23 protein-coding genes are annotated in these 13516 nt (G+C 51.2%); all 23 read left to right on the top strand.

Going from position 1 to position 13516, the window contains the following annotated elements; translation table 11 throughout:
• The first annotated feature begins 46 nt into the window (after nucleotides 1-46).
• Entirely contained in the window at nucleotides 47-343 is a 297-nt protein-coding gene (locus DW47_RS0114300; RefSeq protein WP_029687108.1) for a hypothetical protein, read from the top strand.
• A gap of 4 nt (nucleotides 344-347) precedes the next feature.
• Complete coding sequence (locus DW47_RS0114295) at nucleotides 348-785, top strand: recombination protein NinB (protein ID WP_029687107.1); 438 nt, start codon at nucleotides 348-350, stop codon at nucleotides 783-785.
• A gap of 21 nt (nucleotides 786-806) precedes the next feature.
• The gene (locus DW47_RS17920; protein ID WP_029687106.1) at nucleotides 807-998 is read left to right on the top strand and encodes a hypothetical protein; all 192 of its coding nucleotides are present in this window, start codon (nucleotides 807-809) and stop codon (nucleotides 996-998) included.
• The gene (locus DW47_RS17450; protein ID WP_029687105.1) at nucleotides 991-1167 is read left to right on the top strand and encodes a NinE family protein; all 177 of its coding nucleotides are present in this window, start codon (nucleotides 991-993) and stop codon (nucleotides 1165-1167) included. Before DW47_RS17920 ends, DW47_RS17450 begins: the two co-directional genes overlap by 8 nt.
• Before the next feature lie 86 nt (nucleotides 1168-1253).
• Nucleotides 1254-1655, top strand: coding sequence for an SH3 domain-containing protein (locus tag DW47_RS17120; protein WP_241430775.1), 402 nt, complete (start codon nucleotides 1254-1256; stop codon nucleotides 1653-1655).
• Nucleotides 1597-2184, top strand: a complete 588-nt coding sequence (locus DW47_RS0114275) for a recombination protein NinG (protein WP_241430773.1) — start codon at nucleotides 1597-1599, stop codon at nucleotides 2182-2184. The genes DW47_RS17120 and DW47_RS0114275 overlap by 59 nt, the downstream gene beginning before the upstream one ends.
• 275 nt (nucleotides 2185-2459) lie before the next feature.
• Nucleotides 2460-3083 carry an antitermination protein Q gene (locus DW47_RS0114265; RefSeq protein ID WP_029687103.1) on the top strand — a complete coding sequence of 208 codons (624 nt, stop codon included), beginning with the start codon at nucleotides 2460-2462 and terminating at the stop codon, nucleotides 3081-3083.
• 295 nt (nucleotides 3084-3378) lie between these two features.
• Nucleotides 3379-3750, top strand: a complete 372-nt coding sequence (locus tag DW47_RS0114260; protein ID WP_029687102.1) for a phage holin, lambda family — start codon at nucleotides 3379-3381, stop codon at nucleotides 3748-3750.
• Nucleotides 3734-4378: a glycoside hydrolase family 19 protein gene (locus DW47_RS0114255; RefSeq protein ID WP_029687101.1), complete on the top strand. Its 645-nt coding sequence runs from the start codon at nucleotides 3734-3736 to the stop codon at nucleotides 4376-4378. The genes DW47_RS0114260 and DW47_RS0114255 overlap by 17 nt, the downstream gene beginning before the upstream one ends.
• A complete protein-coding gene (locus DW47_RS0114250) occupies nucleotides 4366-4860 on the top strand; it encodes a hypothetical protein (protein ID WP_051150981.1) in 495 nt (164 codons plus the stop codon). The genes DW47_RS0114255 and DW47_RS0114250 overlap by 13 nt, the downstream gene beginning before the upstream one ends.
• A complete protein-coding gene (lysC, locus tag DW47_RS17115; RefSeq protein WP_241430771.1) occupies nucleotides 4814-4987 on the top strand; it encodes an Rz1-like lysis system protein LysC in 174 nt (57 codons plus the stop codon). The genes DW47_RS0114250 and lysC overlap by 47 nt, the downstream gene beginning before the upstream one ends.
• A 50-nt stretch (nucleotides 4988-5037) precedes the next feature.
• Nucleotides 5038-5316, top strand: coding sequence for a hypothetical protein (locus tag DW47_RS0114240; RefSeq protein WP_152473184.1), 279 nt, complete (start codon nucleotides 5038-5040; stop codon nucleotides 5314-5316).
• An 18-nt stretch (nucleotides 5317-5334) separates the two neighbouring features.
• On the top strand, nucleotides 5335-5691 hold the full coding sequence (locus DW47_RS0114235; RefSeq protein ID WP_029687098.1) for a Gp49 family protein: 357 nt from the start codon (nucleotides 5335-5337) through the stop codon (nucleotides 5689-5691).
• A 225-nt stretch (nucleotides 5692-5916) separates the two neighbouring features.
• Nucleotides 5917-6504 (top strand): Rha family transcriptional regulator, encoded by a 588-nt coding sequence (locus DW47_RS0114230; protein ID WP_029687097.1) that lies wholly within the window; start codon nucleotides 5917-5919, stop codon nucleotides 6502-6504.
• On the top strand, nucleotides 6501-6710 hold the full coding sequence (locus DW47_RS0114225; protein WP_029687096.1) for a hypothetical protein: 210 nt from the start codon (nucleotides 6501-6503) through the stop codon (nucleotides 6708-6710). The genes DW47_RS0114230 and DW47_RS0114225 overlap by 4 nt, the downstream gene beginning before the upstream one ends.
• Nucleotides 6711-6795: 85 nt before the next feature.
• Nucleotides 6796-7005, top strand: a complete 210-nt coding sequence (locus DW47_RS0114220) for a hypothetical protein (RefSeq protein ID WP_029687095.1) — start codon at nucleotides 6796-6798, stop codon at nucleotides 7003-7005.
• 668 nt (nucleotides 7006-7673) lie between these two features.
• Nucleotides 7674-8156 carry a terminase small subunit-like protein gene (locus tag DW47_RS0114215; RefSeq protein WP_029687094.1) on the top strand — a complete coding sequence of 161 codons (483 nt, stop codon included), beginning with the start codon at nucleotides 7674-7676 and terminating at the stop codon, nucleotides 8154-8156.
• Nucleotides 8125-9570: a phage terminase large subunit family protein gene (locus DW47_RS0114210; protein WP_051150980.1), complete on the top strand. Its 1446-nt coding sequence runs from the start codon at nucleotides 8125-8127 to the stop codon at nucleotides 9568-9570. Before DW47_RS0114215 ends, DW47_RS0114210 begins: the two co-directional genes overlap by 32 nt.
• A 5-nt stretch (nucleotides 9571-9575) precedes the next feature.
• Nucleotides 9576-9803, top strand: a complete 228-nt coding sequence (locus DW47_RS16555) for a hypothetical protein (RefSeq protein WP_152473183.1) — start codon at nucleotides 9576-9578, stop codon at nucleotides 9801-9803.
• Between the two features lies 1 nt (nucleotide 9804).
• Complete coding sequence (locus tag DW47_RS0114205; RefSeq protein WP_029687092.1) at nucleotides 9805-11460, top strand: portal protein; 1656 nt, start codon at nucleotides 9805-9807, stop codon at nucleotides 11458-11460.
• 7 nt (nucleotides 11461-11467) lie between these two features.
• Nucleotides 11468-11764 (top strand): Bbp19 family protein, encoded by a 297-nt coding sequence (locus tag DW47_RS0114200; RefSeq protein WP_029687091.1) that lies wholly within the window; start codon nucleotides 11468-11470, stop codon nucleotides 11762-11764.
• Nucleotides 11757-12437: a hypothetical protein gene (locus DW47_RS16745; RefSeq protein ID WP_051150979.1), complete on the top strand. Its 681-nt coding sequence runs from the start codon at nucleotides 11757-11759 to the stop codon at nucleotides 12435-12437. The genes DW47_RS0114200 and DW47_RS16745 overlap by 8 nt, the downstream gene beginning before the upstream one ends.
• A 12-nt stretch (nucleotides 12438-12449) precedes the next feature.
• Nucleotides 12450-13448 (top strand): major capsid protein, encoded by a 999-nt coding sequence (locus DW47_RS0114190; protein ID WP_029687089.1) that lies wholly within the window; start codon nucleotides 12450-12452, stop codon nucleotides 13446-13448.
• The last annotated feature ends 68 nt before the right edge of the window (nucleotides 13449-13516 follow it).

Raw genomic sequence — 13516 nt, 5'->3', positions numbered from 1 at the left:
ACCGCCGCTTAATGCGGTTTTTTTGTGCCTGAATTTGGAGATACCTATGAACGAAACACGCACCGCAAGAGAGATTATCGACCAGGAATACAGTGAGTTTCCTGAAACCATTCTTCACGCTGAACTATGCCGAGCTACGGCCCGGGCAGACGGTCGCAGCATCCCTAAATCAATGAGAGCATACGCCCGCAACCGTATGAACAAGGTGAAGAGTATCCCGCTACAGAAATGCCTGCGGAATATGGCCTCCAGCCCGTTCCCGGAAACTGAGCTACGCCGCATTAAGGCCTGTGTGGGAAAAATGGAATCAGCGCTTCACCAGACATTCGGCATCAGCCGGTAGCAGTATGGATAAAACGGTTTTCTACCTCAGAGATAACCGGATAAAGCAAAATCTCAAAGACTTCATCGAACAGCTACCTACCGACGACCACCGGCCACTAACGGTAACCATCAACGACTCAAAGCGAACTTTACCGCAGAACGATATGTTCCATGCGTTGTGTGCTGACGTCTCAAATCAGGCGTTATGGCAACGACAGAAATTGGCGCTTATCGACTGGAAGGCATTGTTTGTGTCAGGTCACGCAATGGCAACGGGTTGTCCGGGGATGGTAACGACTGGCCTTGAGGGTGAGTTTTGCAGTATCCGGGAATCAACAGCACGGATGGGCGTAAAACGGATGACAAGCCTGATCGAATACTCAACGGCATGGGCCGCAGGAAACGGAGTAAGACTGCGTGATGTGACTTATCGCGGCGATTACTTCGGGCGCATGTCGTGACTTGCAGAGGAAACAGGACGAATGACACATCAACTGGCATCAATACCCAACATGCTAAAAATCCAGCCTTCAATGACAAAACTGGCTGAGCTACTTCACGTTAACCGCGGCACTATCCGGCGACTCCAGAATGATATCAAGTGTGAGCATCACATCGTCGTTAACGGCGTGCTGATGACCTCAACACGAATCCGGAGGAAGCGTGATGTTTAGCCCAACCCAGCGCGCACTAGATAACCTGATATTCCGGCCTACCAGGTTAAGCCAGAACAAGCGAAAGCGAATCCCAGCCGCCAGTGAGATTAAGTCTTACGACCATGCCTCTGTACTGCTGCGGGCTAAGTGGGACAGAACAAGAATGCGGAGGGTGCATGGTAACTGACTGCACAGCCTGTGGTTTCCCGGCCACTGATAACAAACTCTGCGATACCTGTGAGGAACTGTACAGCGCAAAGAGTCCGAACTTTTATGACCTGGGAGGTGATGATGAAAACAATAATTCATCCGGGGAAGAGAATTAATGATTTAACCGAAGCCAATTACCAGCTACGAAGAAAATTGCTTATTGCCCGTCAGCACCTTTCGTCGGCAAACCATCGATTAGACATGGCTCAGAAAGAGCTATCTGTCAGAAACTACGACATGTCGAGCATCCCACCGATACCAATGACAAAGCAGGTTCTTGGCTGGATAACAGAATTCGGCGTCCCCTGGGAAACACTGTACTGCCCTGAATGCAAAAGCTGGCTCTCTGAGTTGGATAACTCGTTCCCTTACCACCTGGAATGCAGCGTCTGCAAATGCGATGAAAATGGAGGTGATGATGGTCAGGCAGAAGAAGCCGAAACCGAAAACTTGCCGCCACTGTAAATCGAAATACTTCCCCCGCACCACCACTCAAGTCGTCTGCTCAACCTCCTGCGCAATTCAATACAGCAAGCACCAATCAGCCAAACAGGCTGAGCGGCAGGCTATTGCCGATCGGAAAGCGCACCGGGAACGGAAAGCAGACCTGAAGCCGTTAAGCCACTGGGTGAACATGACTCAGCGGGCGTTTAACGACTTCATTCGGGCGCGGGACGGGGAGGTATGTATCAGTTGCGGCAGCAGGTCGGCGGTCAGCTATCACGCCGGGCACTTCCGGACTACGGCAAAGGCCAGTCAGCTCAGATTCAACGAGGATAACTGCCATAGCCAATGTTCATCCTGTAATACCTATCACTCCGGAAATATCGGACCGTACCGCCTCAGCCTGATAGCCAAAATCGGGCCTGAGCGGGTCGAGGCGCTTGAAAACAACAACGAGTCACACCGATACACCAGAGAAGAACTGGAATCGCTCAGGGCGCGTTACAGGAAGAAAACCAGAGAGCTGATTAAACAGCGGGAGGGAGTATGAAAGGCTTAGGGATGATTTGTATCGCGTCAGATTTACTAGTGGTGGCCGAAATAGCTCGAAGGTTTGGAATGGAGGCTCCTGTTCCTCTTGGGTGGAAGCTATTACTGGCAGCTCCAATGATTGTTTTTTGGCTGTCAATCCTGCTTTCGTCAGGAGGTGAACAGCAATGATTTGGCTAACCCGAATGCTCAACCACTTCACCCCGATCACCCCGACAGCCCACTACAAAATATCACACAGCTACCCGGCACAGCCTGGCAGTAAGCGGAGGATTAATGAATCTCGAAAACGCCGTTAAATTTCACAGCCCCAAATCTCCGCAATTCACCGACTCCCCACGGGCAACCGCATCAGAGGCATTAACCGGTACTGATGTTATGGGAGCGTTCGGGATGGTACAGAGTCGCTCTGCACTCGGATTCACAGCTTTCAGTGGCAAAATGGATCTGAGTGAGAACGACAAGCGGAAGGCAATTCAGTTACTGACACAACACGGATTAAAGCACTGCGATAAGGTGGCCGCCTTACGCAAACTTGAAACCAAGGTTAAGGGAAAAGTGGTGCAAACACTCGCAACTTTCGCTTTTGCTTCATGGTCACGTTCTGCGGCAACGCCTGGGGCCCGATGCAAAGACTGTCACGGAACCGGTCGTGCATGTGATCGGGAAAAGACAGAGGAGAGCGGGGTATTCACTGAAAAGGAGTGTAACCGGTGTTCCGGGGTAGGTTATTCGAAGCTCCCGGGGAAGTCGGTTTATCGTGGCGTGGCCTATGCTTTATCAGCCGACCAGTGGAAGCGGGGCGTAAGTCAGTTTTACGACTCGCTAATCTCAGAACTGGATAAATCAGAGAATCACGCCAACAGAATGTTGCGGCTCGTTACCACCTCTTTCGAGTGAATTCGATAACCCCAAACGATTGCACTTGACCAATTACACTTTTTTGGGTAAATTTGACACCAATGGTGGGATTTTATGCTTTCCATCCAGTCAAATTCAAAGGGCTCGCAGATTGCGGGCCTTTTTTCGTTTCTGCGATATGACAATTCATCCAGGCTCTGCTACGGCAGGGCCTTTTTTTATGCCCAAATTTCACCCTCTGCCAATCGACGACCCGTTAAACATCCTCTCTGAACTGAAGCGTTAACGGCAGCGGGTGAATCCCCTACACCTCAATCCCCGTTCGGGGGTGACTATGAAGAAACAGACTATGAGCGAAAGGCCGGACACCTGGGCTGCGATGCTCTCATGGCTAGCCACGCACAGGAACGAGGCAGGTTACTCTGTCCTGGCCTTTGTCATGTCGATCCTCGCAACGTCACGGAACAGAAAAGCACGATGGACAGACAGAATCGCCGGCGCACTGATGTGCGGCATTCTCTGTTTCTTCGCCAACCCGACATTAACCGCCATCTGCGCGATATTTCACTGGAATTTCCCGCCTGAACTCTGCTGGCCGGTATCTGCGGCAGTCGGGTACATCGGTGTCGATTCCCTGTTTGCATTTGCCCGCCAGAAATTCGGCCTCAACGACAGCAAGGAGGAAGCAGATGCTGACGGCAACTAATTTCCAGTCCGCCACCGGTATCGGTGATTATCTCCGCGATGTCTGGTTCCCGAATATTAACGCGGCGATGAATAAGTTTGGCATTACCAACCCATACCGCCAGGCACACTTTCTCGCACAGGCCGGACACGAATCAGCAGGGTTTGCGAAGATCGAAGAAGGTTTGAATTATCGCTATGGTGTGCTGCTGGCAATGTTTGGCAACCGAATAAGTCAGGCTGATGCACTGAAATACGGCAGAGTTGATGCCGGTACCAATGCTCACCCGGCTGACCAGCCGATGATAGCCAACATCATCTACGCCAACCGGAACGGGAATGGCGATGTAGCATCGGGTGACGGTTACCGGTTCCGTGGTCGCGGGTTAATTCAGATTACCGGTCGCAGTAATTACCAGGCTCTCGTTAACCAGCTGGGTGTCGATATCATCGCAGACCCTGACCAGTTAACAACGTACGCACTGGCTGCTGAGTCGGCTGCTGCATGGTGGAGTAATCACGGCCTGAACGCCCTGGCTGACAAAGATGATTTACTGGCTATTACCCGAATCATCAACGGCGGCACTAACGGCCTGGACGACAGAACAGCACGACTACTGAAAGCTAAGGGGGTTTTATGCTCTGGCTGACACTGCTCGTAAAATCCAAAGCGTTCTATACCAAGCTCCGCAACAACGCCCACGTCATCATCCCATGCTTATTCATCCTTCTCGTCTGCGTTGCTCTGTGGGGGCTGAATACCAGCAACCACCAGTTAACCGCGACAAACGAGCGACTGGAAAGACTGAGCGACAGCAAAGACGCGCAGATTAATGAGCTGCGGGATAAAAACGATGACCTGGCTGACGGCGTGCAGAAATTAACCGCTGCCATCCAGAAGCAAAACGTAATCATGTCTGATGTGCTCCAGCAGCGGGCAGACGCAGACCAGTACAATAAGGCGCTACAGAGTGAGATTAAAACCTACCTGCTTTCTGACCAGTGCGCTAAGTCTGCCGTTAATCGCGATGCTGTTGACCGGCTGCGCGAAGCAGCAAAAGCAAACGGAGTACCAGACAGTCACAATGCCGTGTCTGCCCATCCCGGCAGAACTGACAGCGCCAATCACTAAACCCGCAATCCCTGACACCTTCACCTATGGCGACAGCGTGATGCTGAATGCTGAGTTATTCGGCTTGCTGAACCAGGCCAATATCGACCGCCAGGCGATCAGGAATATTGAGGCGCAAGAAAAATGAAATTCATCCAGTGGCTGAAAAGCCTTTACACGAAAAAAGAGAGAGAAGAAATGTCAGATCAATCCGTAGTAGAACCAGAAGCAGCTACCCCAGTGGCAACCGAGGCCCCAGCAGCGGCCGAAACTCCAGTGTCAACTGATACCGGATCATCAGGCAGCGGTACCGCCGCTCAGGCAACATCCGAAGCAGATACCACTGCAACCAGCTCACCGCTGGAGCAGGCCAAAGCCAAGTTTGACGCTTTCGTCGAATTTGTTGAGCACGGTCTGAAAGTCCTCGGTGAAGACGCCGAAGCCGACCTGGTCGCTCTGAAAGATAAGTTCCTGTAATCAGAACAGAGGTTATTTATGACTGATAGCGAAATCGAAAATGAGATCGTCGCCAAAGGCAAAACAGCCACTCGGGTAACGCCTGGTGATGTTGAGCGCAATGTCAAAAGTGAATTTTATTTCACGGCTGGAGAGGGTGTTCTGGGGCAGAGCAATATGGGTACACAACCTGCAGGTCGCGCTGACAGTCTCAATCGACTCACCTTTTGTGTTCTGGTCTTAGAGAATGGCTTTACAGTGACAGGCGAGAGTGCCTGCGTCAGTTCCGCGAACTTTGATGCGGAGATTGGAAAGAAAATTGCTCGCACAAATGCGATTGCCAAAATCTGGCCATTAATGGGCTACGAACTAAGCCAGAGGCTCAGCGAGCAGTAATCAGAACAGAGGCCATTGCGGTGGCCTCGATTGTGATTACCCGACAAGTAATTTCACTACCCCAAGCCCACTTTAACCGGTGGGCTTTTTTATTGGCGCACCTCACGCGCTTTTAACTCCCGAGCCTTTCAGAAAGTTGAGCCTGAGATCGTCGCTGGCAACATAGCGGCCACTCGGGCGCGGCGTATCTGTGAGACAGGCTCAACTCCCTAAAAGGTACTCGCTATGAAAAATGCATTATCTGTTCTGAACACAACTCAAGCGCCAACAATGAGCAGTCTGGAAATGGTCGATTACATTAATGCTGATCGGAAATCAAAAGCCGAAGCGGAAGGGTTGAAGTTTCCATGTAAGAGATACACCAGACTTCAGCATAAGCATTTTTTAACCAAAGCCCCGAAAGTTTTGGGCGAAGAACACTCAGCCAAATTTTTGGCTCAGTACATTGATAGCACCGGTCGATCACTTCCGAGTTATCAGTTCCCTAAACGTGAAGCCTGCCTGATGGCAATGAGCTATAGCTACGACTTACAGGCTCAGGTGTTTGACCACATGACGGAGCTGGAGGGAAGCAAAGATATTAACCTTCTCGACTTCTCCGGACTGGCTGACATGGCGATTAACGAAATGCAAAATCGCGTGGCCGCAGCGGAGCGGTTTTCGTTTGAAGAACACGGCCAGACTGGAAGTGCATTAATGACCCGCCGCAAGAAAGAGAAGAAGGCCATCAAAAAGGCAGAGCAGATCGTTCGCGACCTGATTCAGTTCAGGCTATCTGACCTTGGCGACTTCCCTGACGGAGAGCCAGCATGACACCGATTGACTTCATTCATCGCAACGTCATCAGTGAATTAATCAAGCAGGGCTACGAGGAGACGGTAGCCCGTCAATGTGCAAATAAAGCTGTCGACCATTACCGCTGCTCCTCTGCAACCAAGAAGGGAAGCATGTTCGATGACTGTCTGAGTATGGCTAAGGCGTGGGCCACTAAATTGCAGCCGAAGAAAAAATCGAAGTAGTGAACCGAGAGCCACTTTCACAACGGCTCTCTGCATCACCGCTGCAAATGATAGTATGAGTCATCTATCACCATGAGGTAGTCACATGTCGATAAATGATGAAATCATAAAAGCACTAGCTGCTGGGGAAGGCGTAGAGGGTGCTAGCTCTGATGGTGCATTCATCCTAACCGTTCTCAAGCCTATCTATCAGGATGGTCAAAGACAAGTAGTGCTGGACAAAATCAAGCATTTGCAAAATAGCTTGGGGATCGTCTTTCCAGATAACTATGTCGAGATACTTGAGCAAGACTAGCCGCCATTAGGCGGTTTTTTTATTAGATTAACTATGAAAAAGTTGGTTTGGTATTCATCTGTTTTTCAGGTGATGTTCTTGCTTGGTATTCATGTGCGCCTCAGAGAGGCAACACACTTGTCTTGCAGGTTCTTCATCGCATCGGGTGGTATAGGCGCAGTCATCATTTGCCTGTACGTCATACATTCTGGTGTGGTTTTATCGTGGGACCGCTGATAAGAGCATCCACTTAGTCCGGCAGATAAGAGTAGTAATAAAATTAATCTGGTCAAATCAACCTCCTCAGTTACGAGGAAGTATAGCGGCTGAGCCACCAAAGAAGTGCTCAGCCTGCCAATAATTTCCCACCGAATCACTATCTTGTGGAAAAATTATTTTTTTTGAAAATATTTCGATATCGTCTGGCATCTAAAAAAGCTGAAACTCCAAAAGACACTGCAACAAAAAACAAAATAATTGCACTCGTTAACAGCAGTAAGTTACTCATTTTTATTCTTAAAATTATTGTTTGGGACATTATCTATACAGTGACCTGAGTCACAGCTCAATACAGTAAATCGAGTACTTAGCACATTTTTGATAAAGATCAATTTTTGACGTTATTTTAATTACCTGCACCTAACAGCTCCCGCATGGCTGCTGCTTAACGTAATCAACAAGGAATAGAAATGGCACCCAAAAAAATGGGTCGCCCCTCTGAATACTTACCGGAGGTAGGCGACGATATCTGTAATCTGCTTATGTCCGGTGAAAGCCTGCGCTCTATCTGTGAAAGGCCAGGAATGCCTAATCGGACAACTGTGTTCAGATGGATTCAGAGTTTCGATGACTTCCGCAACCAATACGCACGCGCGCGCGAAGTCCAAGCTGACGTTCTGGCCGAAGAAATCATTGAAATCGCAGACGACAGCAGCGGTGACGTCATTGTCGATGAAGACGGCCGTGAGCAAACTAACCATGAGCGTGTTGCCCGTTCCCGCCTGCGCGTCGATGCCCGCAAGTGGTACGCATCTAAACTGGCACCGAAGAAATACGGTGACCGCATTCAACATGAGCAAACTATTCAGATCACCGACTTGTCCGATGCTGAACTGGACAGAAAACTTCAGGAGTTAACCAATGCACAATCTCAGCCGGGAGCAGAAGATTGAGCTGGTAAAGCTTCTTGAGGAAAAGAAACGGCGCTCTGACGTCTACCGGTATAAATCCTTCTATCAAACACGCCACCCATGGCAGAAGCGTTTCATCGCAAGCACCAAAGAATACTCCCAGTCAGCACTAATCGCCGCAAACCGAGTCGGCAAAACTGAAACCGCGACCTATATCGATGCCATTCACGCCATGGGTGATTACCCGGATGGCTGGAATGGTCACAAGTTCGATCACCCGCCACTGATTTGGGTGCTCGGCTATTCCGGTGAGAAGTGTCGCGACCTTCTGCAGACACCAATCATCGGCAGAAAGACTGATGACGGATGGGTAGGCGGATTGATACCGGGTGACCTGATTGTCAGTGTCGAGGCGATGACCGGTACGCCCAATGCGGTTCGGTCGGTTTATATCAAGCATAAGTCCGGCGGTACCGCCAAGATCCAGTTCTGGTCCTACTCACAGGGCCAGCATGCCCTGATGGGTGATAGTGTCGACTGGTTCCATATCGATGAAGAACCCAAAGATCCTGACATATTCCCGCAGGTGCTGACTCGTACCGCAACCGGCGATAAGGGTAATGGTGGGCGCGGCATCCTGACCTTTACACCAGAGAACGGACGAACCGATCTGGTTATCGGATTCATGGATACGCCAAGCCCAGCGCAAACCTGCATGAACGTGGGCTGGGATGATGCGCCACACTTGAGTGAAAAAGTTAAAGCCGAACTACTTGCCTCGTTCCCAGCGCATCAGCGTGACATGCGAACGAAAGGCATTCCGATGCTGGGCCACGGCCGTATTTACGATATCGCGGATAACGAAATCACCTGCCAGCCTTTCCAGTGCCCGGACCACTTCTTCGTGATAGACGGTCAGGACTTTGGTTGGGATCACCCGCAAGCACATATTCAGCTATGGGAAGACCGTGACGCTGATGTGATTTACATCGCACAGGTCTGGAAAGGTAGGCAGAAGAAAGCCGATGAAGCTTGGCGACTGGTAAAACCTTGGGCGCAAGACGTTCCGGTTGCATGGCCTCACGATGGTCATCAGCACGAAAAGGGCGGCGGCCAGCAACTGAAAGAACAGTATCGAGCCGAAGGCTTCCGGATGCTGGAAGAGCACGCAACGTGGCCGGATGGCGGTAATAAAGTTGAGCCAGGTATTCACGAAATCCGTGAACGCATGATTGACGGTAAGTTCAAGGTGTTCAGTACCTGTGTTGATTTCTTTGAAGAGTTCCGACAATACCATCGTGACGAGCTCGGGAAGATAGTAAAAACGAACGACGACGTACTCGATGCAGTCCGCTATGCCTACATGATGCGCCGCTCTGCCCGGCAGATGTACCAAATCAAATCCCCTCGCAAGAAACAGCGATTCGCTAAAACAGAATACAACTTATTCGGGTGACCTCTATGGCCTCAATCGTTAAGTCCGTTGGATCCGTCCTCGGCATGAATTCCGGCACAACTGCGGTTAATGTTCCTGCCCAAGTAAGTCAGGATGCCACCATTTCACAGGCTGATGACTTGCTTCGTCAACGACAGCGCAAAGGTGTGAATGCAAACCTGAGCAATGGAACAACCGGTTCGGCCAATGTAGCCGCAACAAGCTCAGGGCAGAAAACTCTGCTGGGTGGTTAATATGACCGATGACAATGATGACTTGATTAGCCAGATATTCCGCGATCAGCAGTCGATGGAGACCAGCCGTTCAACTTGGGAAAACCACTGGCAGGAAGTTGCCGAGCGATGCCTACCGCGTGGTGCGGACTTCAAAGGTGAAGTTCGTGACGGACAGAAGAAGTCAGAAAAGGCTATCGACTCAACCCCGATACTGGCGCTGGAACGATTCGCTGCGGCTGTTGAATCAGTCGTTACGCCAAGAACGCAGCAATGGCACACGCTCAACAACGAGCAGTTTGCTGATGATCCGGAAGTGCAGGAGTATTTCGAAGCCTGTACCAAAGTGCTGTTCCGTCTCCGGTACTCACCATTGGCTAACTTTGCCAACCAGATGAGTGAGAACTACGTCAGCATTGGCGCATTCGGTAACGGCTGTGTCTACGTCGACAGCATGCCCGGTAAGGGTCCTCGATACATCTGCTATCACATGCGGGAAATTTACTTCGAGGAAAACTATCAGGGAGTGGTCGATCTGGTTCACCGTAAGTTCAAGCTCAGTGCCCGCCAGGCCGTGCAGCAATTCGGAAAGGAGAATCTGCCCCAGAGCATCCAGCGCGCCTCAGAAAGCTCACCGCTTACCAAGTTCGAGTTTATTCATCGTGTGTGTCCGAATGATGAAATTAAGTTCACAGATAGTGGTGAGCCGAAACGAGATCACACTGGCATGCCGTGGGCGTCGTATTACCTGACCAAAGAAGGCCGGACCATTGTCGAGCAAAGCGGCTACCACACGATGCCGTATTGTATTGCCCGCTATTACAAATCACCGGGGGAAACATATGGTCGCGGTCCGGGCATGACGGCTCTCCCTGACATCAAAGTCCTGAACGAGATGAACAAGGAAACGCTGATGGGCGCACAGCTCGCAAACCGGCCACCGGTCCTCGTTGCAGACGATGGTGTGCTGGATAACTTCAGCATGATCCCCGGCAGCATTAACTCCGGACTAGTTACATCTTCAGGAAGCCCGAAAGCGTTACCATTCCAGACCGGCGCGCAACCATCGCTTGGCCTTGAGATGATGGACCAGAAGCGCCAGCTAATTAATGATGTGTTCCTTGTCACGCTGTTCCAGATTCTGGTTCAGAATCCGCAGATGACAGCGACAGAGGCGATGCTTCGGGCTCAGGAAAAAGGCCAGCTACTCGCACCAACCATGGGGCGAATCATGTCAGAGCAACTGGGGCCGATGATTCTGCGTGAAGTGGATATCTGTGCCAGAAACGGATTATTCCCTGATCCACCACAGCAATTGATTGATGCCGGTGCAGAGTACGACATCGAGTATCAATCTCCACTGGTCAGGATTCAGCGGGCAGAGGAAGGCTCAGGCATTCTCCAGACTCTGCAGGCTGCTACATCGCTGGCGCAGTTCGACCAGTCGGTATTGCAGATCATCAAAACTGGCGATGCGTTGCGTGACCTGGCCGATATCAACGGAATGCCGAAGTCATTGCTGCTCACCGAATCAGAAGAGCAAGACATGAAGGCAGCGCAGGTTCAGCAACAGCAGATGGCAAATCTGGTACAGGCCGCGCCGAATATCGCCACCGCCGCGGATAAGATGGCCTCTGCACAGCAGAAAGCAAACTCACCACTCCCGTCACCGCAGTAAGGTAACCATGAGCACATCTCTTATCAGGTTAAATCTGAGGCGTTCTCGCGCCTTCAGGAAAGTTTTTGGCGAAAGCGGTAAGCGAACTAAAGAGCAGGAGATCGTGCTGAAAGTATTGGCCGACTTCTGCCGAGTGAAGGAATCCAGCGTCACTGTGTCGCCCGTCAGTAAGCAGGTCGACCCACTGGCCACCTGTGTTGCTGAAGGTCGCCGCGAGGTTATGAACCGCATCATTCATTTCATCAGCCTCCCACAGGAAGAGCTGATCCGAATCATTCAAGAGGCAGAGAAAGACAATGTTTAAGTTATCGGATTACTTCAACGTCCTTATGGACCAAGCAGGGGAAGGTGATGCCGCTGCCGGTGGTGAAGCGACTTTAACTGGTGGTACAGACCAGGCACCTACTGACAATTCGGCACTGCTGGGTGGTGATGCTGTAGGAGCAGAGTCAGAGCCATTCCTCAAAGAACTGCCTAGTGAAGGTGACGCTGAAGGATGGGGCAGTCTTTGGTCCAAACTCGGCCGCCCTGAAAGTGCAGAAGGTTACGAGCTGCCAGTACCAGAAGGTGATGACGGCGCTTTCGCACAGCAAACCGCAGCGTGGATGCATGAAGCAGGTCTGACCAAATCCCAAGCACAGGCGCTGGCCGGTAAGTGGAATGAACACCAGGCATCTCAACTCGAAGCGCAAACCCAGCAGCGTGAACAGCAGCAGGGCGAGCACTTGGCATCCATCCGCAAAGAGTGGGGTGCGAACTTTGACGCCAACGCGGCAATTGTCCGTCAGGCGGAAAAGGCTTTCGCGCCTCCTGAATTCTCCCAAATGCTGCGTGAATCTGGTCTGGGTAACCACCCAGCTGTCGTCAGCATGTTTTTAAAAATCGGCCAGTCGCTTTCCGAAGCGAAGGCAATCAAAGGCGATCCGGCTTCAAGTGGGCCGAAATCAACTCAGGAAGTCTTCTACGGAAGCAACTAAGGAAAATAACCAATGGCTACTATTGGCAATACTGCATTAACTCTGGGTGACTGGGCCAAGCGTCAAGACCCAGACATGAAGCAGGCTCGCATCATTGAGATGCTGAACCAGAACAACCCGATCCTGTTGGACATGCCGTTCATCGAATCGAACGCACCGACCCATCACCGCACCACCGTGCGTACCTCACTCCCTGCAGCACAATGGCGCCGCATTAATCAGGGCGTGGGTAAAGGCAAATCAACCACGGCTCAGGTAGATGAGGCTGTTGCCATTCTGGAAACCTATTCCGAAGTGGATAAAGAACTGGCTGACCTGAACGGTAATACCGGCGCATTCCGCCTGTCAGAGGCTCAAGCCTTCTTGGAGGGTATGAACCAGCAGATGGCTTCCACCTTGTTCTACGGAGACAAAGCCAAAGACCCTGCGTCGTTCAATGGTCTGGCAACCCGTTACTCGGAACTCGGCGCTGAGAATGGTAAGAACATCATCAATGCTGGCGGCACCGGTAGCAACCTGACCTCAATCTATCTGGTTGGCTGGGGTGAAAGCACTGTACACGGCCTGTTCCCGAAAGGTTCAAAGGCCGGGCTAAGCCATTCAGATCTGGGCGAGCAGACTCTGTTCGATGACTCAAAAGGCCAGTATCAGGGTTACCGTGATCACTTCCAGTGGAAAACCGGCTTGGCCGTGAAGGACTGGCGTTACGTGGTGCGCATCGCGAATATCGATGTCACCAAAATGATGGATGAGAAATCCAACGGTAAGTTCTCGCACGACTTGGTGCGCATGCTGATTGCTGCAACCCACATCCTGCCGAGCAAGAATGCGAAGCTGGGACTGTATATGAACCGCACTTTGGGCGGGTTCTTCGATATGCAGGCCGTCGAAAAACCGTCACTGGGCCTGAACGTTGTGCAGGATACCCAAGGCACCCCGTGGACCAACTTCCGCGGCATCCCATTCCGTGAAACTGACGCCATCATTGATGGTGAAACCGCCGTATCCTAAGGGGAAATATAATGGCAATTCTTGATGCAGCGCTGATGTTCTCCAATGCGCAGGCGGTTACAGCAACC

Origin of the sequence: Tatumella saanichensis (assembly GCF_000439375.1) — a bacterium.
GTDB classification, from domain to species: domain Bacteria; phylum Pseudomonadota; class Gammaproteobacteria; order Enterobacterales; family Enterobacteriaceae; genus Tatumella; species Tatumella saanichensis.
The sequence above is the reverse complement of the archived record's forward strand: the minus strand, read 5'-3'. Positions and strand labels throughout refer to the sequence as shown.

Bases quoted from the DNA above. Each gene is read 5' to 3' on its own strand.
- DW47_RS0114255 (WP_029687101.1), top strand. From the start codon at position 3,734: ATGCTGACGGCAACTAATTTCCAGTCCGCCACCGGTATCGGTGATTAT.
- lysC (WP_241430771.1), top strand. From the start codon at position 4,814: ATGCCGTGTCTGCCCATCCCGGCAGAACTGACAGCGCCAATCACTAAA.
- DW47_RS0114300 (WP_029687108.1), top strand. From the start codon at position 47: ATGAACGAAACACGCACCGCAAGAGAGATTATCGACCAGGAATACAGT.
- DW47_RS0114215 (WP_029687094.1), top strand. From the start codon at position 7,674: ATGGCACCCAAAAAAATGGGTCGCCCCTCTGAATACTTACCGGAGGTA.
- DW47_RS0114205 (WP_029687092.1), top strand. From the start codon at position 9,805: ATGACCGATGACAATGATGACTTGATTAGCCAGATATTCCGCGATCAG.
- DW47_RS0114220 (WP_029687095.1), top strand. From the start codon at position 6,796: ATGTCGATAAATGATGAAATCATAAAAGCACTAGCTGCTGGGGAAGGC.
- DW47_RS0114230 (WP_029687097.1), top strand. From the start codon at position 5,917: ATGAAAAATGCATTATCTGTTCTGAACACAACTCAAGCGCCAACAATG.
- DW47_RS16555 (WP_152473183.1), top strand. From the start codon at position 9,576: ATGGCCTCAATCGTTAAGTCCGTTGGATCCGTCCTCGGCATGAATTCC.
- DW47_RS0114190 (WP_029687089.1), top strand. From the start codon at position 12,450: ATGGCTACTATTGGCAATACTGCATTAACTCTGGGTGACTGGGCCAAG.
- DW47_RS0114210 (WP_051150980.1), top strand. From the start codon at position 8,125: ATGCACAATCTCAGCCGGGAGCAGAAGATTGAGCTGGTAAAGCTTCTT.
- DW47_RS0114200 (WP_029687091.1), top strand. From the start codon at position 11,468: ATGAGCACATCTCTTATCAGGTTAAATCTGAGGCGTTCTCGCGCCTTC.
- DW47_RS0114260 (WP_029687102.1), top strand. From the start codon at position 3,379: ATGAAGAAACAGACTATGAGCGAAAGGCCGGACACCTGGGCTGCGATG.
- DW47_RS0114235 (WP_029687098.1), top strand. From the start codon at position 5,335: ATGACTGATAGCGAAATCGAAAATGAGATCGTCGCCAAAGGCAAAACA.
- DW47_RS16745 (WP_051150979.1), top strand. From the start codon at position 11,757: ATGTTTAAGTTATCGGATTACTTCAACGTCCTTATGGACCAAGCAGGG.
- DW47_RS0114240 (WP_152473184.1), top strand. From the start codon at position 5,038: ATGTCAGATCAATCCGTAGTAGAACCAGAAGCAGCTACCCCAGTGGCA.
- DW47_RS17920 (WP_029687106.1), top strand. From the start codon at position 807: ATGACACATCAACTGGCATCAATACCCAACATGCTAAAAATCCAGCCT.
- DW47_RS0114265 (WP_029687103.1), top strand. From the start codon at position 2,460: ATGAATCTCGAAAACGCCGTTAAATTTCACAGCCCCAAATCTCCGCAA.
- DW47_RS0114225 (WP_029687096.1), top strand. From the start codon at position 6,501: ATGACACCGATTGACTTCATTCATCGCAACGTCATCAGTGAATTAATC.
- DW47_RS0114250 (WP_051150981.1), top strand. From the start codon at position 4,366: ATGCTCTGGCTGACACTGCTCGTAAAATCCAAAGCGTTCTATACCAAG.
- DW47_RS0114295 (WP_029687107.1), top strand. From the start codon at position 348: ATGGATAAAACGGTTTTCTACCTCAGAGATAACCGGATAAAGCAAAAT.
- DW47_RS17120 (WP_241430775.1), top strand. From the start codon at position 1,254: ATGACCTGGGAGGTGATGATGAAAACAATAATTCATCCGGGGAAGAGA.
- DW47_RS0114275 (WP_241430773.1), top strand. From the start codon at position 1,597: ATGGAGGTGATGATGGTCAGGCAGAAGAAGCCGAAACCGAAAACTTGC.
- DW47_RS17450 (WP_029687105.1), top strand. From the start codon at position 991: ATGTTTAGCCCAACCCAGCGCGCACTAGATAACCTGATATTCCGGCCT.